The sequence below is a fragment of the Parafrigoribacterium soli genome, from assembly GCF_040227235.1.
In the GTDB taxonomy this organism is placed as follows: domain Bacteria; phylum Actinomycetota; class Actinomycetes; order Actinomycetales; family Microbacteriaceae; genus Parafrigoribacterium_A; species Parafrigoribacterium_A soli.
In genome coordinates, this window is sequence record NZ_JBELNZ010000003.1 from 463,687 (window position 1) to 484,524 (window position 20,838).

25 protein-coding genes are annotated in these 20,838 nt (G+C 65.9%); 20 read left to right on the forward strand and 5 right to left on the reverse strand.

The window, feature by feature from the left end; genetic code table 11:
• Nucleotides 1-188 precede the first annotated feature (188 nt).
• From ABUA37_RS10515 to ABUA37_RS10530, 4 genes are read left to right on the forward strand one after another with little or no spacing between them, the layout of a single operon-like run.
• Nucleotides 189-1,562, forward strand: coding sequence for an ABC transporter substrate-binding protein (locus ABUA37_RS10515; protein WP_349899144.1), 1,374 nt, complete (start codon nt 189-191; stop codon nt 1,560-1,562).
• Nucleotide 1,563: 1 nt separating this feature from the next.
• Nucleotides 1,564-2,505, forward strand: a complete 942-nt coding sequence (locus tag ABUA37_RS10520) for a carbohydrate ABC transporter permease (protein ID WP_349899145.1) — start codon at nt 1,564-1,566, stop codon at nt 2,503-2,505.
• 2 nt (nt 2,506-2,507) lie between these two features.
• Complete coding sequence (locus tag ABUA37_RS10525) at nt 2,508-3,416, forward strand: carbohydrate ABC transporter permease (RefSeq protein WP_349899146.1); 909 nt, start codon at nt 2,508-2,510, stop codon at nt 3,414-3,416.
• Nucleotides 3,417-3,441: 25 nt separating this feature from the next.
• Complete coding sequence (locus ABUA37_RS10530) at nt 3,442-4,614, forward strand: mandelate racemase/muconate lactonizing enzyme family protein (protein WP_349899147.1); 1,173 nt, start codon at nt 3,442-3,444, stop codon at nt 4,612-4,614.
• Nucleotides 4,615-4,672: 58 nt separating this feature from the next.
• On the opposite strand, the gene ABUA37_RS10535 is transcribed toward ABUA37_RS10530, so the two are convergent.
• A complete protein-coding gene (locus tag ABUA37_RS10535; protein ID WP_349899148.1) occupies nt 4,673-5,446 on the reverse strand; it encodes a FadR/GntR family transcriptional regulator in 774 nt (257 codons plus the stop codon).
• A gap of 47 nt (nt 5,447-5,493) precedes the next feature.
• Nucleotides 5,494-6,348 (reverse strand): MOSC domain-containing protein, encoded by an 855-nt coding sequence (locus tag ABUA37_RS10540; protein ID WP_349899149.1) that lies wholly within the window; start codon nt 6,346-6,348, stop codon nt 5,494-5,496.
• 117 nt (nt 6,349-6,465) lie between these two features.
• Here ABUA37_RS10540 and ABUA37_RS10545 point away from each other — a divergent pair, with 117 nt between their 5' ends.
• On the forward strand, nt 6,466-7,119 hold the full coding sequence (locus ABUA37_RS10545) for a DUF308 domain-containing protein (RefSeq protein ID WP_349899150.1): 654 nt from the start codon (nt 6,466-6,468) through the stop codon (nt 7,117-7,119).
• Nucleotides 7,116-7,373 carry a hypothetical protein gene (locus ABUA37_RS10550; RefSeq protein ID WP_349899151.1) on the forward strand — a complete coding sequence of 86 codons (258 nt, stop codon included), beginning with the start codon at nt 7,116-7,118 and terminating at the stop codon, nt 7,371-7,373. Before ABUA37_RS10545 ends, ABUA37_RS10550 begins: the two co-directional genes overlap by 4 nt.
• A 21-nt stretch (nt 7,374-7,394) precedes the next feature.
• On the opposite strand, the gene purB is transcribed toward ABUA37_RS10550, so the two are convergent.
• Together purB and ABUA37_RS10560 are read right to left on the reverse strand one after the other, a co-directional pair.
• Nucleotides 7,395-8,777: an adenylosuccinate lyase gene (purB, locus tag ABUA37_RS10555; RefSeq protein WP_349899152.1), complete on the reverse strand. Its 1,383-nt coding sequence runs from the start codon at nt 8,775-8,777 to the stop codon at nt 7,395-7,397.
• A complete protein-coding gene (locus tag ABUA37_RS10560; protein WP_349899153.1) occupies nt 8,774-9,298 on the reverse strand; it encodes a low molecular weight protein-tyrosine-phosphatase in 525 nt (174 codons plus the stop codon). The genes purB and ABUA37_RS10560 overlap by 4 nt, the downstream gene beginning before the upstream one ends.
• Nucleotides 9,299-9,455: 157 nt before the next feature.
• Between ABUA37_RS10560 and ABUA37_RS10565 the strand changes: the two genes are divergently transcribed.
• Complete coding sequence (locus ABUA37_RS10565; RefSeq protein WP_349899154.1) at nt 9,456-9,752, forward strand: hypothetical protein; 297 nt, start codon at nt 9,456-9,458, stop codon at nt 9,750-9,752.
• Nucleotides 9,718-11,166 (forward strand): hypothetical protein, encoded by a 1,449-nt coding sequence (locus ABUA37_RS10570; RefSeq protein ID WP_349899155.1) that lies wholly within the window; start codon nt 9,718-9,720, stop codon nt 11,164-11,166. The genes ABUA37_RS10565 and ABUA37_RS10570 overlap by 35 nt, the downstream gene beginning before the upstream one ends.
• A gap of 3 nt (nt 11,167-11,169) precedes the next feature.
• Here ABUA37_RS10570 and ABUA37_RS10575 read toward each other — a convergent pair whose 3' ends face one another.
• On the reverse strand, nt 11,170-11,565 hold the full coding sequence (locus ABUA37_RS10575) for a phage holin family protein (protein WP_349899156.1): 396 nt from the start codon (nt 11,563-11,565) through the stop codon (nt 11,170-11,172).
• 63 nt (nt 11,566-11,628) lie between these two features.
• Between ABUA37_RS10575 and hisC the strand changes: the two genes are divergently transcribed.
• The 12 genes from hisC to ABUA37_RS10635 all read left to right on the forward strand — a co-directional run bounded on the left by hisC (nt 11,629) and on the right by ABUA37_RS10635 (nt 20,836).
• A complete protein-coding gene (gene hisC / locus ABUA37_RS10580) occupies nt 11,629-12,735 on the forward strand; it encodes a histidinol-phosphate transaminase (RefSeq protein WP_349899157.1) in 1,107 nt (368 codons plus the stop codon).
• A gap of 117 nt (nt 12,736-12,852) precedes the next feature.
• A complete protein-coding gene (locus tag ABUA37_RS10585) occupies nt 12,853-13,968 on the forward strand; it encodes a thiamine pyrophosphate-dependent dehydrogenase E1 component subunit alpha (RefSeq protein WP_349899158.1) in 1,116 nt (371 codons plus the stop codon).
• On the forward strand, nt 13,965-14,951 hold the full coding sequence (locus tag ABUA37_RS10590) for an alpha-ketoacid dehydrogenase subunit beta (RefSeq protein ID WP_349899159.1): 987 nt from the start codon (nt 13,965-13,967) through the stop codon (nt 14,949-14,951). Before ABUA37_RS10585 ends, ABUA37_RS10590 begins: the two co-directional genes overlap by 4 nt.
• 62 nt (nt 14,952-15,013) lie before the next feature.
• A complete protein-coding gene (locus ABUA37_RS10595; RefSeq protein WP_349899160.1) occupies nt 15,014-16,297 on the forward strand; it encodes a dihydrolipoamide acetyltransferase family protein in 1,284 nt (427 codons plus the stop codon).
• Between the two features lie 148 nt (nt 16,298-16,445).
• Complete coding sequence (locus ABUA37_RS10600) at nt 16,446-17,348, forward strand: metal ABC transporter solute-binding protein, Zn/Mn family (protein WP_349899161.1); 903 nt, start codon at nt 16,446-16,448, stop codon at nt 17,346-17,348.
• Nucleotides 17,348-18,181 carry a metal ABC transporter ATP-binding protein gene (locus tag ABUA37_RS10605; protein WP_349899162.1) on the forward strand — a complete coding sequence of 278 codons (834 nt, stop codon included), beginning with the start codon at nt 17,348-17,350 and terminating at the stop codon, nt 18,179-18,181. The genes ABUA37_RS10600 and ABUA37_RS10605 overlap by 1 nt, the downstream gene beginning before the upstream one ends.
• Nucleotides 18,178-19,056: a metal ABC transporter permease gene (locus ABUA37_RS10610; RefSeq protein ID WP_349899163.1), complete on the forward strand. Its 879-nt coding sequence runs from the start codon at nt 18,178-18,180 to the stop codon at nt 19,054-19,056. Before ABUA37_RS10605 ends, ABUA37_RS10610 begins: the two co-directional genes overlap by 4 nt.
• A 24-nt stretch (nt 19,057-19,080) precedes the next feature.
• Nucleotides 19,081-19,482: a Fur family transcriptional regulator gene (locus tag ABUA37_RS10615; RefSeq protein WP_349899164.1), complete on the forward strand. Its 402-nt coding sequence runs from the start codon at nt 19,081-19,083 to the stop codon at nt 19,480-19,482.
• Nucleotides 19,483-19,700: 218 nt separating this feature from the next.
• Nucleotides 19,701-19,937: a 50S ribosomal protein L28 gene (gene rpmB / locus ABUA37_RS10620; protein ID WP_349899165.1), complete on the forward strand. Its 237-nt coding sequence runs from the start codon at nt 19,701-19,703 to the stop codon at nt 19,935-19,937.
• Entirely contained in the window at nt 19,937-20,104 is a 168-nt protein-coding gene (gene rpmG / locus ABUA37_RS10625; protein ID WP_325519819.1) for a 50S ribosomal protein L33, read from the forward strand. Before rpmB ends, rpmG begins: the two co-directional genes overlap by 1 nt.
• A gap of 2 nt (nt 20,105-20,106) precedes the next feature.
• Nucleotides 20,107-20,412: a 30S ribosomal protein S14 gene (gene rpsN, locus ABUA37_RS10630; RefSeq protein WP_349899166.1), complete on the forward strand. Its 306-nt coding sequence runs from the start codon at nt 20,107-20,109 to the stop codon at nt 20,410-20,412.
• A 136-nt stretch (nt 20,413-20,548) separates the two neighbouring features.
• Complete coding sequence (locus ABUA37_RS10635; protein ID WP_325519815.1) at nt 20,549-20,836, forward strand: HU family DNA-binding protein; 288 nt, start codon at nt 20,549-20,551, stop codon at nt 20,834-20,836.
• The last annotated feature ends 2 nt before the right edge of the window (nt 20,837-20,838 follow it).

Below are 20,838 nucleotides of genomic sequence, written 5' to 3' on the forward strand. Positions count from 1 at the left end.
TCGCCGATTCTGCGCTGGGTGCTCGCGCACGTCAGGGCCCACGCGCGTCCATTACGCCCGCATAGCGAAACCGATCATGCCGCTGACGGCCCCACAGCTGCGCTCATTTACAAACATCATACGTATGTCCTATAGTCGAGACGCGTCTCCACAGAGTCGTCAATGAAGTCGACAGACAAGGACTACACATGTTCGGAAATCACACAGCGGTGCGTTCCGGCCCGCGAAGCGCGCTGGCAACGGGTGTGCTCGTCGCAGCGACGGCGACACTCCTGGCTCTCACTGGCTGCACGAGCGCGGGAACCTCAAGCAGCGGATCGTACGGCTTCCCCGAAGCCAAACAGACGGCCTCCTCCACGATCACAGTCTGGGTGGACGCGGATCGGCAGGCCGCAGTCAAGGCATTCCAGGCCGCGAACCCCGACACCAAACTCAAGGTCGTCACCTACGACGGCTCGGCCAACGGCTCGAACTCGTTCAGAACGAAGATGCAGCTCTTCGATCGCGCCGGATCCGGTTGGCCCGATGTCGTGTTCTCCTCGCAGAACACGGATGCCGCCTGGGCAAGCCAGAAGAGCGGTGGCAAGCAGGCCTTCGCCGCCCAGCTCAACAGCGGGCTCGTCCCCGCGAAGACCCTTGATGGGTACACTCCCGGATCACTGATTCCGTGCACGGTCGACGGCAAGGTGTACTGCGTGCGCAACGACCTCGCCCAGGTCGTGCTCTGGTACAACAAGTCCCTGATGGACCAGTTCGGCTACACGGTGCCGACGACGTGGGAAGACTACGAGGCCCTTGGAGTGAAGGTCGCCAAGGACCACCCCGGTTACATCATCGGTGCCGCCGGTGATGCATGGACCCCCGAGGTGTACATGTGGGGCAGCAAGTGCCAGGCGAACGATGTCACCGGGCCGAAGGCCGTCACCGTGAACACGTCGAGCAACCAGTGCAAGCGCGCGGCCAGCCTTCTCGACACTCTGCGGTCGAACAACACGGTGCCGGTCATCAGCGTCTTCACGCCAGAGTTCGTCAAGAACTACACGGGCAAGGTACTCATGATCCCGGGGCCCGCTTGGTACGCCGGCGCCATCTTCAACAACCCCCAGTCGTTGAACGTCGCACCGGGACAGCTGGGCGTCGGCGCTCCGCTGGCCTGGGGCAGCGAGAAGCCCGTGACCGGCAATGTCGGCGGCGGCACGTGGTTCATTTCGAGTCACTCCAAGAACCTGAAGGGTGCGGCGAAGTTTGTGAATTTCGTCACCACGGCGGACGACTATCAAGTCGAAAAGGCGCCCGGATATCCGGCGTACGCCTCGGCTGCGCAGAAGTGGATTGCGAAGCAGGAGGCGAGCAAGTACTACGCAACCTCGCTGCAGCCCATCGTGACCGCGGCGGGGCAGGTCTGGGATGGCTGGGGCTACGGGATCTTCAGCCAGGAAGCGATCTGGGCGAAGACCATCACCCCCGGAGTCACGAGCGGCAAGTCCATCGTTGACCTGCTGCCGACCTGGCAGGACGCGATCAAGAATCAAGCCCAGGTCAACGGATATCAGGTGAAGTGACGTGACCCTCGCTCCTGTGAGCGGTCACCTGGCTGCCGGTGCGATTGCGCACCGGCAGCCGGGGCGACCGGGTCGACGCGCTTTCCGGCGCGCGCCCATCGGCTACGCCTTCGTTTCGCTGTACGCCGTGCTCGCGCTTGCCTTCGGTATCGCACCAGCGCTGTACGCGGTTTTCCTTGCTTTCACCACGACAGACGGCGGATTCGCCGGCGTCGAGAACTTCCAGAAGGTTCTGGCGGACTTCCGGTTCTGGCCGGCCGTTGAGCACGTCGTGCTCTACCTCGTCATCTGGCTCGTGGCGCTCGTCGTCTTCGTGGTGTTCCTTGCGCTCGCGGTGCACGCGGTGAAGGTGCGCTGGGCCAGCACGACTCTGCGCTTCGTCTACTACCTGCCTGGTGCGCTGGCGGGCGCATCCAGTGTGCTCCTGTGGCTCTTCGTGTTGGACCCAACCGCGAGTCCCGTGAGCGGACTGCTTCGCCTCCTCGGTCTGCAGACCTTCGTGCAGGTCATTCAGCCGGCGAATCTGCCGGCGATCTTCGCGATCATCGCCTTCTGGACCGGCGCGGGCGGCTGGATCGTCATCATGTATGGCGCACTCAATAACATCAGTGCAGACATCGTGGAAGCCGCTCGCATCGACGGCGCGAACACTGTGCAACTCGCCCTCCACATCCAGTTGCCCATGCTGCGCAAGTGGATCGCATACATGGGCGTGATGTCGCTTGCCGCGGGAACGCAGCTCTTCGTCGAGCCGCAGCTGCTCAGTCAGGCGTCGAATGCCGTGGTGCCCAATGACTACTCGCTCAACCAGCTCGCCTATCAGTTCGCCTTTCAGCAGAACGACTTCAACGGCGCCGCCGCGATCTCGCTCATTCTTCTCGTCGTCGCGCTCCTGCTCTCGTGGGTGTTCGTCACGCGCGGCGGCCTCTTCGAAACGGAGTGACAGTGACCGCGAATCTCATCGAGCAGCGCCGCAGCCGAGTTGGACTGAGCGGATGGAGCAGCCGAGCGCTCCTGGGCGCGATCGTGCTGCTCTTCGTCGGCTTCTTCGTCGTACCGATCGTGTGGCTGCTGCTCGCCGTCACGAAATCGTCGCGGGCCCTCATCGTCACCAACCCCTTCTCTCTGGGTTCGTGGACCGACTTTCTCGCGAACTGGAATCAGCTCTTCGCGTTTCAAGACGGCGCCGTGACCGGGTGGATCGGCAACTCGGCGCTGTACGCGCTCGGAGCGCTCGTGATCACGCTGCTGGCGAGTATCCCTGCGGGCTATGCCATGGCGCTCACAGAGTTCCGGATGCGGAAAGCCCTGCTCGTGCTCACCCTCGTCGTGATGCTGATACCGAGCACGGCGCTCGTGCTGCCGATCTTCCTCGAACTCAGCAGCGTTGGACTGATAGGTTCACCGCTCTCGGTGATCCTCCCGATGTCCTTTTTCCCGTTCGGTGTCTACCTGACCTACATCTACTTCTCGACCAGCGTTCCACGTGACCTGTTGGCCGCGGCCCGAATCGACGGCTGTTCCGAACTGCAGGTGTTCATCAAGGTCGCCATGCCGCTGGCGGCTCCGGTGATCGCGCTCGTCGCCTTCTTCAGCTTTGTGCAGAACTGGAACAACTTCTTCCTTCCGTTTGTGATGCTCCCCTCGAGCGACGGGTTCCCCATCCAGGTCGGATTGACGACGCTGCTCTCCTCGACGCCAGCGTTCAATCCGAGTTCGGCGGGCTCCGACTCCGTTCAACTGCCCACGCTGGCTCTGGCCACCATCGTCTCGATCCTGCCCGTGCTCCTCGTGTTCGTCTTCTCTCAGCGCTTTCTGGTTGAAGGGATGACCGCGGGAGGGACGAAGGAATGATCGAGACGGCACGAGGAGAAGCAGCATGAAAATCACCGGGTACCGCAGTCTGACGACCTTCCACGACTGGAATCGGCCCACCGGTGACGTCAATGGCGTGATGAGCGGAAACCGAACGCTGGTTCACGTTCTCATCATTGAAACCGACGCGGGGATCGAGGGTATCGGCCTCGGCCAGCACGCCGAGATGCAGAAAGTCTTCCCCGCCGTCGAGGGAGAAGATCCGCTCGCGGTCACGGCGCTGTATGACCGGATGCTGAGCTGGGTGTTCAAGGCCGGCCACGCCGGGTCGACGTTCGGCACCATCGGCGCGATCGACATGGCCCTCTGGGACATCAAGGCCAAGGCCGCTGGCCAACCGTTGTGGCGACTGTTGGGCGCGCGAGATCGATTCATCCCGGGTTACGCCTCCGGTCTCGAATTCGGCGCGGGCGATGACGAACTGGCCGCCCTATACGGCCGATTCGCGGACCGCGGCTTCAAGGCGGGCAAGCTGAAGGGCGGCCGCGACCTCGATCGCGACCTTCCGCGCCTCGAGATACTGCGCGGTGCGTTGAGTCCCAACAGCCGCCATCCCGCGGTCATGCTCGATGTGAACGAGGCCTGGAATCACGCTCAAGCGGTGCGCTACCTGTCTGAAGTCGACAAGCGCATCGATCTGACCTGGATCGAGGAGCCGTTGCGGCGCTGGGATGCGCGCGGAATGGCGATGCTCCGCGGCAAGATCACGCCGGGCGTTGCCAGCGGTGAGAACCTCACCGGTCTGGAGCAGTATCGCCCCCTCCTCGACGCGGGCGCGCTCGATGTCGTTCAGGTCGGTTCGGTGTGGGGAATCACGCACTTCTTGCGCGTCGCCGTTGTGGCCCACGCGCACGATCTTCCCGTCAGCCCCGTCGCGTACAACGCGAACCCGATTGCCCACGCGGCCGCGGCGGTGCCGAACATGCTCACCCACGAGGTGCAGGACCTGGCCATGCCGGTGGGTCTCGATGTCGACCAGGAGTTCGACAATGGTGGCATCGTTCTGGGCGAACGCTCCGGACTCGGCATCGAGGTGGACGAGTCGGTTATGCAAGCAGGATCAGAGTCCGTTTCCGCGCCATCCACCGGTCCGCACGTCCGCCCGCTGCGTGCAGCCCTCAGGATGGTGTCGGAGCCAGACATCATCGACAGCGCCTTGCCTGGAGCGGCGAAGTGAACCTGCCCAGCGCCCGTGCTCGAGAAGTTCGGGATGGGTCGACCGCTGTACGGATCGCCTAACGCTTGGGTGCGTTGCCGCGCATACGCGGTGAATGGTCGGGAAGCCGGCGCCTCTCCCACGAGGTGTGGATGTGCTCGCTCATCGCCTTTTCGGCGGCGCGAGCGTCACCCTTCGCCACGGCGTCGACGACAGCGGCGTGTTCGGCGAGAGTGAGGGACACGGCATCCGGTGTATTGATGCCCTGATAGCGGCTGCTTTCCACCGCTCTCTTGTAGAGGTGCTTGGCGATGTTTTCTGCCAGACGGTTGCGGGAGATTTCCATCATCGCGTAGTGAAAGATGACGTCAGCCTGACGGAAGGAATCCGTTTCTGCTTCACTCTCCCGCATCGCGGTCAGGGCATTCTCGAGTCGCCGCAGCTCTTCCTGGCTGTGCGACTCGGCCACGGCTCCCGCCATGACCGATTCGAGACTCGCACGAACGACCGTCAGCTCATCGAGCACGCCAAGGCTCTGGTCGTTGTCGATCAGGGCAGACAGCACGACCGGATCGAGCATGTGCCAGTATCCCGGCGCGTTTACCTGGGTACCGCGTCCCTGGGCGACGATCACCAGTCCCTTTTCTTCCAGCCGTTTCACCGACTCACGAAGAACGGTGCGGCTCACCCCGAAGTGTTCGCTCAGCGGGCCCTCGGGAGGGAGCATGTCGCCCTCCGAAAGCTGGCCCGTCACAATCAACTCGACGAGTTCTCCCACGACGGCGACGCCGAGTCGCTCTGCGGGCGCGCGCCGAGGGATGAGTCCCGCGGGCGAGGGTAGGTCGATAGCCATACGTATGACCTTATACGCGGGCTTGTGCCGGCGAGGGGAGCCCGCCGTTAGCGCTGAGGCTCGAGGGAGGCGACCCGCTCGAGCACCTCGACGTCGTCACCGATGCGGATGACAGCGCCCGGGTTATCGGGAACCAGATTGATCGCGAACCAGGCCTTCGAGTCCCAGCGCCGGTGCTGCGCGAGAGTGGCGAGCGGCTCCTTGCCGCGGGCGGCCGTGTCGGGGTCGGTCGTGGTGAGAACGCAGCGCGCGCTCGCCTTGACCGCCCGGAACAGCGCATCACCGATGCGAAGGCGACGCCACGAGTCCTCCTCCCAGGCCTCGGCGCCGGTGACCACAACGCTCGGGCGGAAGCGCACCATCGACAGCGGCTCGCTTTCTCCGGTCGGCGAGATCCAGGAGTTCACGTCGGCCAGCGAACTCTCGCTCGTGAGCGTGAGCGGAAAGGCATCCGCGAAGGTGACGACATCGGTGTCGAGGCCGTACTGCGGGTTGGTGCGCCGACGGGTGGGATCGTCGAGGTAGACGAGCCGCACGGCGAACCCGACGACCTCGCTGAACCAAGCGCTTGCCTCCGCAGCCGCGGGAGCGGCATCCACCGGGTTCTTCCAGATCGTCACGGGCACGAGCTCCGAGGCGTCGGGGAACGGCACGAACAGCGCCTCCGTGCCCGGGCGCTCAAGCAGCAGTCCGCCCTCGGCGATGCTGGGCGTGACGAACAGCAGTCGCGGATGCTTGCGGGCCGTGACCTCGACGCCCTTGCGGTCGACGAGCATCCAGCGTCGGTCACCGGCGATGCCCCAGGGCTCGATCACGGCGCTGTCGAGGTCGTGGCCCCGGCAGGACTTCACCGGGTAGTGACGGATACGCGAGAGCGAGATCGCAGCGGGGGGAGTCGACACGGGTCAAGGCTAAGCCAGCACGGCCGATATGCCGCTTGTGACGAGCCCGAGCGGCGCCGCGGGCGCAAGCGGCGATGCGTAAACTGGGCACTGTTGTTCCCCGCGAAATGAGGTCACGTGTCCGCTCTTCAGGACAACGCTGCGCAGCGCGCCGCCTACTGGCCGGTGCCGCTGATTCGCGCGGTCCCTGCGGCCGTGATCGGCCTCTCGATCACCTTCACCGCCGATCACTCTGCGCGCCTCGGCCTGGTGACCTTCGGCGTTTTTGCCATGGTGAGCGGAGCCCTGCTGGCCTCGCTTTCCTGGCGCCGCCTGGCGGTGAGCGGAGTTCGCCCGTCCCTGGTCACGCAGGGTGCGATTGCCGTCGTGCTGGGACTGCTGGCCATGCTGTTGCAGGATGGCGGCACCGTCGCGCTCCTGAGCCTCTTCACCGTCTTCGCTCTTCTCACCGGTTTTCTCGAGCTGTACAGCGGGCTGCGAACGCGTGGGCGCTTCATCGCCTCGGGCGATTGGCGCGTGGGCGGCATCCTCACCGTTCTCGCGGGTGTCGCGTTCCTGCTGGTGCCACCGGAGTTGCACCAGCGCGTGAGCACTCCCGAGGGAACGACCGGCGTGCTCGATGCGTCGATCGTCGCTGTCGGCATCCTCGGGGCCTACGGCGCGATACTTGCCATCTACCTCCTCATCGCCGGCTTCTCGGCCAAGTGGGGAACCCAATCCGCTTCGGCAGTGCCCGCGGAAACCCAGACGAAAGGCGGCCCGGCCGCATGAATACGCCAAGTCGCCGTGACCGGCTGCGCCCGCTCGAGTTCCTCCTGATCGCGGGCGTGCTGGCGCTGTTTACCGGCCTCATCGTCCTGGGTACGACCCGAGAACCGCTGCTTGCGATCGTGTTCTTCGGTGTCGCCTTCATCGTCACGCTCGTGACCATCGCCCTGCTCGAGCTCTCCATGAAGCCCAACGCCGAAGAGAAGCTCGACCTGCAGGATCAGGATGCGCACAAGCGCGACGGCGGCGCGCACTAACAGCGAGCGCCCGACGGCCGACTACTCCGCGTACTCCACGAGATCGCTCGCGAGACCGACGTAGCCGGCCGGGGTCAGGGCGACGAGGCGAGCCTTCGCATCCGCCCCTATGTCGAGGCCATTCACGAAGGCGATGAGCTGCGCCTGGTCGACCTTCTTGCCCCGGGTGAGTTCCTTGAGCATCGCGTAGGGGTCGGCGATCGAGCTGCGGCCAGCGGTGACCTCGGCGCGGATCACCGTCTGGATGGCCTCGCCGAGCACCTCCCAGTTGGAATCGAGGTCGGCGGCGAGAGCGGTGCGGTTCACCGCGATCTCGCTGAGCCCCCGCAGGATGTTGTCGAGTGCGAGCACGGAGTGACCGAACGCAACACCGATGTTGCGCTGGGTGGTGGAGTCGGTGAGGTCGCGCTGCAGGCGCGAGGTCACGAGGGTGCTGGCGAGCGAATCGAGCAGCGCGCTCGACAGCTCGAGGTTCGCCTCCGCGTTCTCGAAGCGGATCGGGTTGATCTTGTGCGGCATGGTGGATGAGCCGGTGGCCCCGGCTTGCGGGATCTGGGTGAAGTAGCCCATCGAGATGTAGGTCCAGACATCCGTGCACAGGTTGTGCAGCACTCGGTTCACGTGGCTGACCTTCTGGTACAGCTCGGCCTGCCAGTCGTGCGACTCGATCTGGGTTGTGAGCGGATTCCAGTCGAGGCCGAGCGACTCCACGAACTCCTTCGAGATCGCCGGCCAGTCCTGCGAGGGGTCTGCGGCGACATGGGCGGCGAAGGTTCCCGTTGCACCACTGAATTTGCCGAGGAACTCGATGCGGCCGAGCTGCTCGCGCAGCCGCTTCAGGCGCATCACGAAGACCGCGAACTCCTTGCCCACGGTGGTCGGGGTCGCCGGCTGGCCATGGGTGTGCGCGAGCATCGCATCCGCCCGGTGGTCAACGGCGCGCATCGCGAGCTCCTCGATCACCTCGTCGAGCTTCGGCAGCCAAACCTCGCGCATGGCGTCACGCACGGTGAGCGCATAGGAGAGGTTGTTCACGTCTTCGCTCGTGCAGGCGAAGTGCGTCAGTTCGGCAATCCGGTCGAGACCGAGGGCGGCGAGGCGCGCGCGCACGTAATACTCCACGGCCTTCACGTCGTGGCGGGTGGTCGCCTCGAGCTCCGCGAGCTCATCGATGTCGACCTGGCCGAACGCGGGGATGAGCGCCCGCAGCGACGAGACCTGCTCTGCCGTGAGGCGCTCGGCGCCGAACAACTCATGGCCGGTGAGGTAGATGAGCCACTCCACCTCCACCTGCACCCTCGCGCGGTTGAGCCCCGCCTCGGAGAGGTATTCGCCGAGATCGCTCACGGCGGCGCGGTAGCGGCCATCGAGGGGACTCAGCGGTTGTTCTGGCAGTGGGCTCATGCGACTACGCCTCTAATTCCTGGTTCGATTTGGCGGAACAGCGCCGCACTGGACTTCTCGATCATGCCGAGCACCGAGTCGAACATGGCGGCGTCGGAGTAATACGGGTCGGGCACATCCACCTGCGCGGCCTGCTCGCTGTCAAAGCTGAGCAGCAGCCGCACCTTGCCCCGGTCGATTTCGGTGTTCGCCCAGCTTCGGATGATGCGCTCCTGGCTTCGATCGAACACCACGACCAGGTCGAGGTTGTCGAACCACTCGGTGTCGAACTGCTTCGCACGATGCCGCGACCCATCGTAGCCACGCGCCGAGAGCGCGGCGACCGTGCGATCATCCGAGCGCTCGCCGACGTGCCAGTCACCCGTGCCGGCGGAGATGACAGTGACCTTGCCCTCGAATCCGGCGCGCTTCACGATGTCGCGAAAGACCACCTCGGCCATGGGCGAGCGGCAGATATTGCCGGTGCAGACGAAACAGATCCTGAACAGCGCCGACTCATCGAGTGTGCGGTCGAAGCTCATGGTTCATTCTCCCGCAGAATCGGGCGCTGCTCACCCGGGTCTTTCGCTCCACTCCTCCACAGGGGTGGCAACGGGTGCACAGCGCACGGACCGCGCGAGCGAGCGGATGCCGGTGCCGCGATCGAAGCAGAATGGGCGCTTGGCGGAAGGGGCGTTTATGTATGGTGCGGAGGCAGCCTTCGGGGCGGTGCCCCAGGACGCGGCCGCGATCGAACTGCGGCGGGCGCTCGAGGAGCAGTCGCGAGAGCTGGATGCCGTGCTCACCCGCTTTACCCACGCGGCCGCGCTCATGCCCACGAGTCCTGGACGCGACTGGCGGGGCCTCGCGCAGCTCGTCTACAGCTGGTCCCTCGATCTGCTGCGAGCCGATCTGACCACCGCGGAGGATCGGCTGCGGTCGGCACTTCACGAGTCGCGGCGTGCCGCAGAAAGCCTGGGTGCTCGTGTCGGATGACCTCATCATCTCCGGCGGTGGATCGACCGAGGTCGCCACCTCAGCGCTCCTCTCCCAGCAGCGGCACCTCGAGCGGCTGGCGGAGGAACTGAACGTGTGCCGGTCCAGGCTGCGCTCCATCGACGGCAGGGTGAGTCGCGCGCGAATGCGGGCGGCGGATGCGCCGCTCAGCGCGATGCGCGCGGAGCGGGCGATGGCCGAGGCGCAGGACGCTCTGCACTCATCCCGAGAGCGCGCGTCGACTCTCGCCCGAGGGATCGCGGATGCCGCCACCGCCTACGGCAATGCCGAGGCCGCGGTGGACGGCTGGGCCAGGCAGCTGAGCGCGACCATCGCCTATCAACTCGGGTTCTGGTCTCCGGTGGCCGGTGTTCTCGCGCTCCCCATTCTGTTTCCGATCGCCTTGACGGCGGCCGGAGCAGCCGGTGGCGGGTGGCTGATGACGCCGGAGGCGCGCCGCGAGAAGACGATGAACGAGTGGGTGCAGGCGAACAAGGGCATCCTCAGCGACCCACGGTTCGTAAGCTTCGTGCGGCTGGCGGTCTCGAGCGCAGATGACTTCGGGGAGGGGCTCGTGCACCTGCCCGAGCCGCTTGCCCAGCTACTCGGAGACGACGGCCTCGGCATCCTCGGCGTCGGCAGTTCGGCCGCGGTCGCTGTGGGAGTCGCGGGCGCCGCCGGTGCGCTGCGGGAGACGCCGGTGACGACCACTCTCAGTTCCACCCGCGTCGGTGCGCCGCCCGCGATCGGCCTCGCCGAACGCGCACGGCGGATACCCACCGGCCATGATCAGATCCGCATCGACCGGTATTCGCAGCCCGACGGTCCCGACCACTTCGAGGTGTACCTCGGCGGCACCATTGACGGTTCCGTCGTCTCGAGCACGGAGCCGTGGGACATGACGAGCAACCTCAATGCGGTGGCGGGAGCCGATTCCGGCTCGATGGTCGCGGCGCGGCAGGCGATGCAGCAGGCGGGCATCGACTCCACCACGCCCGTGGTCTTCACCGGCTACTCGCAGGGCGGCCTGCTCTCGGCCCAGCTGGCGGCATCCGGAGACTTCGACACCCGCGGGCTCGTCACCTTCGGCGGGCCTGCCGGAGGCGTCTCGGTGCCGCACGACATCCCGTACGTCGCGCTCGAGCACGCCGACGACCTCGTGCCCGCCACCGGCGGCGTGTGGAAGTCGTCAGACCCCGTGCTCGTCACGCTCACCGTGTACGGCGACCATCCGTACTCGGGCGACATCTTCTTTCCCGCTCACGAACTCTCGAACTATCGGCAGACCGCGAGCCTCGCCGACGCCTCAGACGAGCAGAGGCTTGCCGACAGTCGGGATGCCCTTCGCCACTTCACCGAGGGAACGACGGAGGTGCAGTCCAGCTACTTCCACGCGGTCAGAACCGGCGGATGAGCGCTACCTGCGACCGATAACCGGGCGCAGCAGGATGCCGATGAGCCAGCTGAGCAGTGCGAGCACGAGCGCGCCGAGCACGCCCCACCAGAAGCCCGCGATGTACAGCCCGAAGCCGAGCAGAGTGGTGATCCAGCTGACCAGCAGCAGCAGCAGGGCGTTGACGACGAGAGCGATCAGGCCGAGCGTGAGGATGTAGAGCGGGAAGGCGACGATGCGGATGAGGTTGCCGATCAGGCCGTTCACGACGCCGAAGACGAGGGCGATGAGCAGGTAGGTCAGCACCCACGCGAGAGTGTCCCCCGGGGCGAATGGCCGCACCGTCACGCCGTGGACGATAAGTGTGGTCAGCCAGAGGGCGACGGCGTTGATGACGAGGCGAACGAGGAATCTTGACATTGCACCACTATGCCCTGCCCCCTCGGCGAGCCGCAATGGACCCGGCCGCCCTAGGCTTGGACGGTGACCAGTCCAGACGCCTCCCCGGTTCGCCTTCGCCCGGAGATCACGGCGCTCGCCGCCTATGCCCAGGGCAAGCCGGCTGCCGACGATGCCTTCAAGCTGTCGTCCAACGAGAATCCGTTCGACCCGCTGCCGGAAGTTCTGCAGGCCGTCACCAAGGCCAGCGGCATCAATCGCTATCCGGATGCCGCGGGCATTCACCTGCGCCAGCGCCTCGCCCACCGCTATAACGTCGGCATCGAGCAGGTGCACCTCGGCGCCGGTTCCGTCTCGATCATCGCGCAGCTCATCCAGGCGGCAGCGAGTACGGGTGACGAAGTCCTGTACGCCTGGCGCTCCTTCGAGGCCTACCCGGGGCTCGTCACCGTCGCCGGCGCCACGAGCGTGCAGGTCCCCGTGCTGCCCGACGGAAGGCACGACCTACCCGCGATGGCCGCCGCGATCACGGATCGCACCCGCGTCGTGATCGTGTGCACCCCTAACAACCCGACCAGCACCATCGTGACGGCCAAGGAGTTCGCCGAGTTCATGAAGGCCGTGCCCCAGCACGTTCTCGTGCTGCTCGACGAGGCCTACGGCGAGTTCGTGACCGACCCCGATGCCGTGAAGGGTGTCGACGTGCTCGGCCGCTACCCCAACGTGGTCGTGTTGCGCACCTTCTCCAAGGCCTATGGTCTCGCCGGCCTGCGCATCGGCTACGCGATCGGCCCCGCGTACATCCTGGATGCCGCCCGCGCCACCGCGATTCCGCTCTCGGTCACCACACCGTCGCAGCACGCGGCGCTCGTCTCGCTCGACCACGAGGATGCGCTGCTCGAGCGGGTCGCCCGGCTGACGGTGCTGCGCGACCAGATCTGGCAGGCGCTCATCGACCAGGGCTGGAACGTGCCGAAGCCCCAGGGCAACTTCGTCTGGCTCGAGACGGGTGAGGCGACCGCGCGCGTCGCGGAGGTGTTCGCCGCCCACGGAATCGTGGCGCGCCCGCTCGGTTCCGACGGCATCCGGGTCTCGATCGGGGAGCCGCAGTCTGTGGATAAACTCCTAAAGGCTTCGGCAGAGGTTGTGCGTGACCTACCAAGTACGGTGTCCGGGGCGCGGCTAGATTAGAGATCTGGTGCGGCAGGCGGTGTCGCACACTGCGCCCGTGAAGGTCCGGTGGTGCGGTATCCGAAGTCCAGAACCCGAAGCCCAGCACCCAAGCTCAGACAGAACGGCGAGGTAATCGTGGCAGGAACTGCAACGACGGTCCAGTTACTCTCTCCCGAGGGCACGCTGGTCACCGGGGAGTCGACCGAGCAATACCTGCCATACATCGAAGCTCTGGATGACGACCAGCTTCGTCGCTTCCACCACGACATGGTGATCACCCGTCGCTTCGATCTCGAGGCCACCAACCTGCAGCGGCAGGGCCAGCTCGCGCTGTGGCCACCGAGTCACGGGCAGGAGGCCGCCCAGGTCGGCTCCGCGCACGCGCTGCGCAGCCAGGATCACGCCTTCCCCTCCTATCGTGAGCACGCGGTCGCGCTCGATCGCGGAGTCGACCCGATCGACATCATCCGGCTCATGCGCGGTGTCACGAATGGCGGCTGGAACCCGGCGGAGTGCGGCAACTTCCACCTCTACACGCTCGTGCTCGGCACGCAGACGCTGCACGCCACCGGTTTCGCGATGGGCATCGCCCTCGACGGAGCGAGCGGCACGGGCGACCCCGAGCGTGACGAGGCGGTGATCGTCTACTTCGGTGACGGATCGACCAGCGAGGGAGACGTCAGCGAGTCGCTCGTCTTCGCCGCGAGCTTCCAGACGCCCGAGGTCTTCTTCCTGCAGAACAACCAGTGGGCGATCTCGGTGCCCGTCGACGTGCAGTCGCGCGGTCCGCTCGCCCAGCGCGCGGGCGGCTTCGGCATTCCCGGCATCCAGATCGACGGCAACGATGTGCTCGCGAGCTACGCGGTCAGCCGCCGCAACCTCGACGAGGCGCGCTCGGGCGGCGGACCGCGGTTCATCGAGGCGCTCACCTACCGCATCGGCGCTCACACCACGAGCGACGACCCCAGCAAGTATCGGCTGAACGCGGAGCTCGACTCCTGGATCGCTCGCGATCCCATCGTGCGCTTCGAGACCTGGCTGCGCTCCCGCGGCGAGAGCGACGCGTTCTTCGCGGAACTCACGGTCGAGGCCGAAGACTTCGCCGCGGATGTGCGTGCCAGGACCCTGCAACTCGGCCTTCCCTCCAGAGACCTCATCTTCGATCACGTGTATTCGGAGCCGCACCCGCTGATCGTCGAGCAGAAGAAGTGGCTCGAGGACTACGAGAACTCCTTCGGAGGAGGCGCATGACCGCCGAACAGCAGGAGATCCCGCTCGTCAAGGCCCTGAACGCCGGACTGCGCAAGGCGCTCGAGGACGACCAGAAGGTGCTCCTCATGGGCGAGGACATCGGCCCGCTCGGCGGCGTCTTCCGGGTGACCGAGGGATTGCAGGCGGACTTCGGGTCGAAGCGCGTCTTCGACACTCCTCTCGCAGAATCCGGCATCGTCGGCACCGCAATCGGACTCGCGATGCGCGGCTACCGGCCGGTCTGCGAGATCCAGTTCGACGGCTTCATCTTCCCCGCCTTCGATCAGATCACCACCCAGCTGGCGAAGCTGACGAGCAGGCACGAGGGCGCTATCCGGATGCCGGTCGTCATCCGCGTGCCCTACGGCGGGCACATCGGCGCGGTCGAGCACCACCAGGAGAGCCCCGAGGCCTACTTCGCGCACACGCCGGGGCTTCGCCTCGTGAGCCCGAGCACCCCGAACGACGCGTACTGGATGATCCAGGAGGCGATCGCCTCGAACGATCCCGTGCTGTTCTTCGAACCGAAGAGCCGGTACTGGAACAAGGGCGCCGTCGACTTCTCGGCCAGTGCCGCCGCGCTGCACGCCAGCCGCGTGGTGCGCACCGGCACGCAGGTCACGCTCGTCGGCCACGGCGCCATGGTTACCGTGCTGCTGCAGGCGGCCGAACTCGCTGAGGCCGAGGGCACGAGCGTCGAGGTCGTCGACCTTCGATCGCTTTCGCCGCTCGACTACGGCCCCATCATTGAGTCGGTGCAGAAGACCGGTCGACTCGTCGTCGCATCCGAGGCTCCCGGCCTTGCCAGCATCACCTCCGACATCGCGGCCACCGTGACCGAGCAGTGCTTCTACTCGCTCGAGGCCCCGGTGCTGCGGGTGAACGCGTTCGACACGCCCTTCCCGCCGGCGAAGCTCGAGGGCACCTACCTCCCCGACGCCGACCGGGTGCTCGAGGCAGTGGATCGAGCCATGGCCTATTAGGCGCATGCTGTATTTTTCGACCTAGATCTATATCGCAGCAACCAGAACGAAGGAGCGCCATCGTGAGCAGCTCGAACTTCACCCTTCCCGATGTCGGCGAGGGACTGACCGAGGCGGAGATCGTGGCCTGGAAGGTCAAGGCCGGCGACGCCGTCTCGGTGAACCAGGTGCTCGTCGAGATCGAGACCGCCAAGTCGCTCGTGGAGCTTCCCTCGCCGTTCGCGGGCGTCGTCACGGCGCTGCTCGTCGAAGAGGGACAGACCGTCGACGTGGGCACGCCCATCATCACGGTGTCGTCAGACGGGACTGAGCCGAACACTCCGGATGCCGACACGGCCGTCGCAGACACCACCAGCAGCATCGCGACAGAGTCCGATGCGGATTCCTCCGGCGCCGTGCTCGTCGGCTACGGCCTCAAGGGGCAGGTGAACTCCCGGCGCGCCCGCACGGCGGCTCCCGCGCGCCCTGCCGTACCGGCAGCGACAACGAACGTCATCGCGAAGCCGCCCATCCGCAAGCTTGCCAAGGACCTCGGCGTCGACCTCTCGGTCGTCGAGGCGACGGGCCTCGTCGGAGAGGTCACTCGTGACGACGTGGTGCGCGCCGCGTCGCAGGCGAGCGTGTTCCGCAACATCGAAACCCCGGAGTGGGGTGTGGAACGTGAGGAGCGCATCCCGGTCAAGGGCGTGCGCAAGGCGATCGCCACGGGGATGGTCAAGAGTGCCTTCTCGGCGCCGCACGTCGGCGTCTTCGTCGACGTCGACGCGACCCGCACGATGGAGTTCGTCAAGCGGCTCAAGAACTCCGCAGACTTCGCGGGAGTCAAGGTCTCCCCCATGCTCATCATGGCCAAGGCGATGATCTGGGCGGTTCGGCGCAACCCCACTGTGAACTCCACCTGGAGCGACAAAGAGATCGTCGTGCACCACTACGTCAACTTCGGCTTCGCGGCGGCGACCCCACGAGGCCTCGTCGTGCCGAACATCAAGGATGCCCAGGAGCTTTCGCTGCGCGAACTCGCGCAGGCGATCGAGAGCATGACGAACGTGGCCCGCGAGGGCAAACTGCAGCCGGCGGACATGTCGAATGGCACCATCACGGTGACGAACATCGGTGTCTTCGGCATGGACACGGGCACGCCGATCCTGAATCCGGGTGAGGTCGCGATCGTTGCCCTCGGCACGATCAAGCAGAAGCCGTGGGTGGTGGACGGCGAGGTTCGGCCGCGCTACGTGACCACGCTCGGCGCGAGCTTCGATCACCGCATCGTTGACGGAGATGTCGCGAGCCGCTTCCTGGCGGATGTCGCGAGCATCATCGAGGAGCCCGCTCTGCTGCTCGATTGAGCCCCTTCGACCTGTTCAGGGAACGCGGTCGCTGAGCCTGTCGAAGCGCGAATCTCGCCCCCAATGCGATGCGCGCGCTTCGTTATGCCATACTAATGATAACGAATCTCATTACCGGTCGGGCTCTCCGGCTTAGAAGGCACCTCTCATGCGTTCCACCACCAAGGCCACAGCTCTGTTCGCGGCGCTCGCCATCGCGGCGACCGCGCTCGCAGGCTGCTCGAGCTCGACCTCGCCGAAGGATGACGGCGTGATCTCGGTCGTCGCGTCGACCAACGTCTGGGGCGATGTCGCGAAGCAGATCGGCGGCGACGCCATCCACGTCACCTCGATCATCTCGGACCCCGCACAGGACCCGCACTCCTATGAGGCCAACGCACAGGTGCAACTCGCCCTGTCGAAGGCCGACATCGTCATCGAGAACGGCGGGGGTTACGACGACTTCGCGCGCACCCTGCTCGGCGGCGCGGGCAACAGCACCGCGCAGGTGCTCAACGCCGTGAATATCTCCGGCTACCAGAGCACCGGGCTCAACGAACACATCTGGTACGACTTCCCGACCGTGCGCAAGGTCGCGGCTCGCATCGCGAGGTCGCTGACCGCCCTCGACGCGTCGCGCGCCGCGACCTTCGCGGCGAACGCGAGGGCGTTCGACACGGCGCTCGGCGGGCTCGAGGCCGACGAGGCCGCGATCAAGGCGGGGCCTGCGGCGGGGCAGGGTGTCGCGATCACCGAGCCGGTTCCCCTGTATCTGCTCACGGCATCCGGCCTGGTCGACAAGACCCCGGATGCGTTCAGTGAGGCGATCGAGGCGGGAACGGATGTCGCCCCCGACGTGCTGAGGCAAACGCTCGCACTGCTCAAGGAGCACCGCGTCGCGCTGCTTGCCTACAATAAGCAGACCGGCGGCCCGGAGACGGACCAGGTGCTCGCTGCGGCCAAGGCCGCGGGCGTTCCAGCGATCGGCATGACGGAGACCCTCCCCGACGGCAAGGACTACATCGGCTGGATGACCGACAACCTTAACGCGGTGAAGGCCGCGCTGAGCTGATGGAGACTGCAATCGCCGAGCCGGTCCTGAGCCTTCGCGCCGCGACGCTCGCCTTCGGGGAACGCGTTCTCTGGCGCGGTCTCAACCTCGACGTGCAGCCGGGCGAGTTCCTCGCCGTGCTCGGACCCAACGGCACCGGTAAGACGAGCCTCCTGAAGACGATTCTCGGCCAGCAGCGACTCACCTCCGGCTCGGTCAGCCTCCTTGGCGAACCGATCCGCCGCGGCTCCCGGGCGATTGGCTACATTCCGCAGCAGCAGCTTCTCGAGCAGGGCACGCCGCTGCGCGCGCGGGACCTCGTCGCCCTCGGCGTCGACGGCCACCGCTGGGGTCCGCCGCTCACGTCGAAGGCGGTACGGCGCACGGTCGACGCGGCGCTCGACTCCGTCGGCGCGCGCGAGTATGCGAACGTACCGGTCGCTACACTGTCCGGTGGTGAGCAGCAGCGCATCCGGGTGGCGCAGGCCCTCGCGGGCAACCCCCGCGTGCTGCTCTGCGACGAACCCCTGCTCTCGCTCGACCTGCACCACCAGCGCGGCATCAGCGAACTCATCGACGAGCGGCGCAAGGCCACCAATACCGCCGTCGTCTTCGTGACGCACGACGTCAACCCGATCCTCGGCATGGTCGACCGAGTGCTCTACCTGGCAGGCGGCCGCTTTCAGGTCGGTACCCCCGACGAGGTGCTGCGCTCCGAGGTGCTCTCCTATATGTATGACACTCCGGTCGAGGTCATCCGCAGCCGCGGCCGCATCGTCGTGCTTGGCGCGCCGGAGGGCTACGGCGTGCACGATCACCTGGAACACCACGGAACGGCGAGGTCGGAACCGTGAGTGGGGACTTCTGGTCGCAGATCTTCGGATTCGCCAACTACGGCGAACTGCTCGTTCTGGTGCGCAACTCGATCTTCGCCGGTGCCATCCTCGGCGTGGTCGGCGGCCTCATCGGGCCGTTCGTCATGACGCGCGACCTGGCCTTCGCCGTGCACGGCGTGAGCGAACTGTCGTTCGCCGGGGCATCCGCCGCCCTGCTCTTCGGGGTGAACGTCGTCGCCGGGTCCGTGGCCGGCTCGCTGCTGGCTGCCCTGCTCATTGCCGTGCTCGGTGCCCGAGCGAAGGAACGCAATTCGATCATCGCCGTGCTCATGCCATTCGGGCTGGGGCTCGGCATTCTATTTCTCGCCCTCTATAAGGGGCGCAGCGCCAATAAGTTCGGCCTCCTCACCGGTCAGATCGTCTCGGTCGACAACCCGCAACTGCTGACGCTCGTCATCATCTCGGCGGTCGTCATCCTGGCGCTGCTCGTGATCTGGCGGCCGCTGAGCTTCGCGAGCGTCGATGCGGATGTCGCCCGCGCCAAGGGACTTCCCGTCGGCGCCCTTGGCATCGTGTTCATGATCCTGCTTGGGCTTGCGACGGCCGTCGCCATCCAGATCGTGGGCGCCCTGCTCGTGCTCTCGCTGCTCGTGACGCCCGCTGCCGCGGCGATGCGAGTAACAGCCTCGCCGCTGCTCGCACCCCTGCTGAGTGTGATCTTTGCCGTGGTATCGGTCGTCGGTGGCATCCTGCTGGCTCTCGGTGGTCTGCCGATCAGTCCGTATGTCACGACCATCTCGTTCCTGATCTACGTCGTGTGCCGCATCGTCGGCGCTCGCAGGAGCCGTCGCGGTCAGAACGGCCGCCTGCCGGCTCGCACGGTCGAAGCCTAGAATCGCGCTGTAAGGGAGGATGCGGTGAAGAGAAACACCTGGCAACGCGAGGCGGTGCGCGAGGCGCTCGGCGACAGCGACGGGTTCATCAGTGCGCAGACGCTGCACTCCGAGCTTCGCGATGCGGGCTCACCGATCGGACTCGCCACCGTGTATCGCGCGCTCGCCGACCTTGAAGGCGAGGGCGAGGCCGACTCGCTGCAGACCGAGGGCGAGAGCCTGTATCGGGCTTGCACGCCCGGTCAGCATCACCACCACCTGATCTGCCGAAACTGCGGTCTCGCCGTGGAGATCGAGGCGGATGCCGTTGAAGTCTGGGCGAAGACCGTGGCAGCCGAGCACGGTTTCACCCAGCCCACCCACGTCGTGGACGTCTTCGGGCTCTGCGCGAGCTGCAGCGCCAGCGCACCACAGCGGGTTGAGTAGCGAGGCAGGAGGGCATCGAAACCCGCCACGCCGCTCGCAGCCCAGACCGATCAGCGTTTGCGCTGTGCGCGCCTGGCACGTAAGCTTGGTCGCTGGCCGCGGTATCTCCGTGTGCCCATGTGCGCGAATCCCACCTTTTTCACCATATGTGGGGTTGCGTGTGCCGACAAGAGACCTTGGGTAAGGCAGATCGCCTTACGGTACTGATGGAGGATGACATGGCAGCAACCTGCCAAGTGACCGGCGCCGTTCCCGGCTTCGGGCACAACATTTCGCACTCGCACCGTCGCACCAAGCGACGCTTCGATCCGAACATTCAGAAGAAGACCTACTACGTGCCGTCGCTGCGCCGTAACGTCACGCTGACCCTGAGCGCCAAGGGCATCAAGGTCATCGACGCTCGCGGCATCGAGTCCGTGGTCAAGGACATCCTTGCCCGTGGGGAGAAGATCTAATGGCCAAGCAGCAGGACGTTCGTCCGATCATCAAGCTCCGTTCGACGGCAGGCACCGGTTACACCTATGTGACCAAGAAGAACCGTCGCAACGACCCTGACCGTCTCGTGCTGAAGAAGTACGACCCCATCGTGCGCCAGCACGTCGAATTCCGCGAGGAGCGCTAACAATGGCGAAGAAGAGCATGATTGCCAAGAACGAGCAGCGCAAGGTCGTGGTCGCCCGTTACGCGGCCAAGCGCCTCGAGCTGAAGAAGGCCCTCGTCGACCCCGCGTCGACCGACAAGGAGCGCGAGGCCGCACGCCTCGGTCTGCAGAAGCTTCCCCGTAACGCCTCTCCGGTGCGCGTTCGTGGACGCGACTCGATCGACGGCCGCCCGCGCGGTTTCCTCAAGCAGTTCGGTGTTTCGCGCGTGCGCTTCCGCGATATGGCGCACCGCGGCGAATTGCCCGGAATTACCAAGTCAAGCTGGTAAATTACAGTCGATTCGACGTGATCATTGGTCACGGAGGATCCGTACTGATCAACCACTGATCCGATCCAAACGGACGGGCAGCCTGATCGGCTGACACGCTCGTACTGCAACACATATCGTCCGAGGAGGACATTCGATGGCTGACAAGTCACTAAACCGTACCGAGCTCGTCGCGGCTGTTGCCGCTGAGTCTGGCCAGAGCCAGGCTTCGGTGAACACCGTTCTCGACGCTCTCTTCAACACCCTCGCGAAGTCCGTCGGCAACGACGTGAAGGTCACGATCCCGGGCTGGCTCGCGGTCGAGCGCACCCACCGCGCAGCGCGCGCCGGTCGTAACCCTTCGACGGGTGAGGCCATCCAGATCGCCGCCGGTTACGGCGTGAAGGTCAGCGCGGGCAGCAAGCTGAAGGCCGCCGCGAAGTAGTC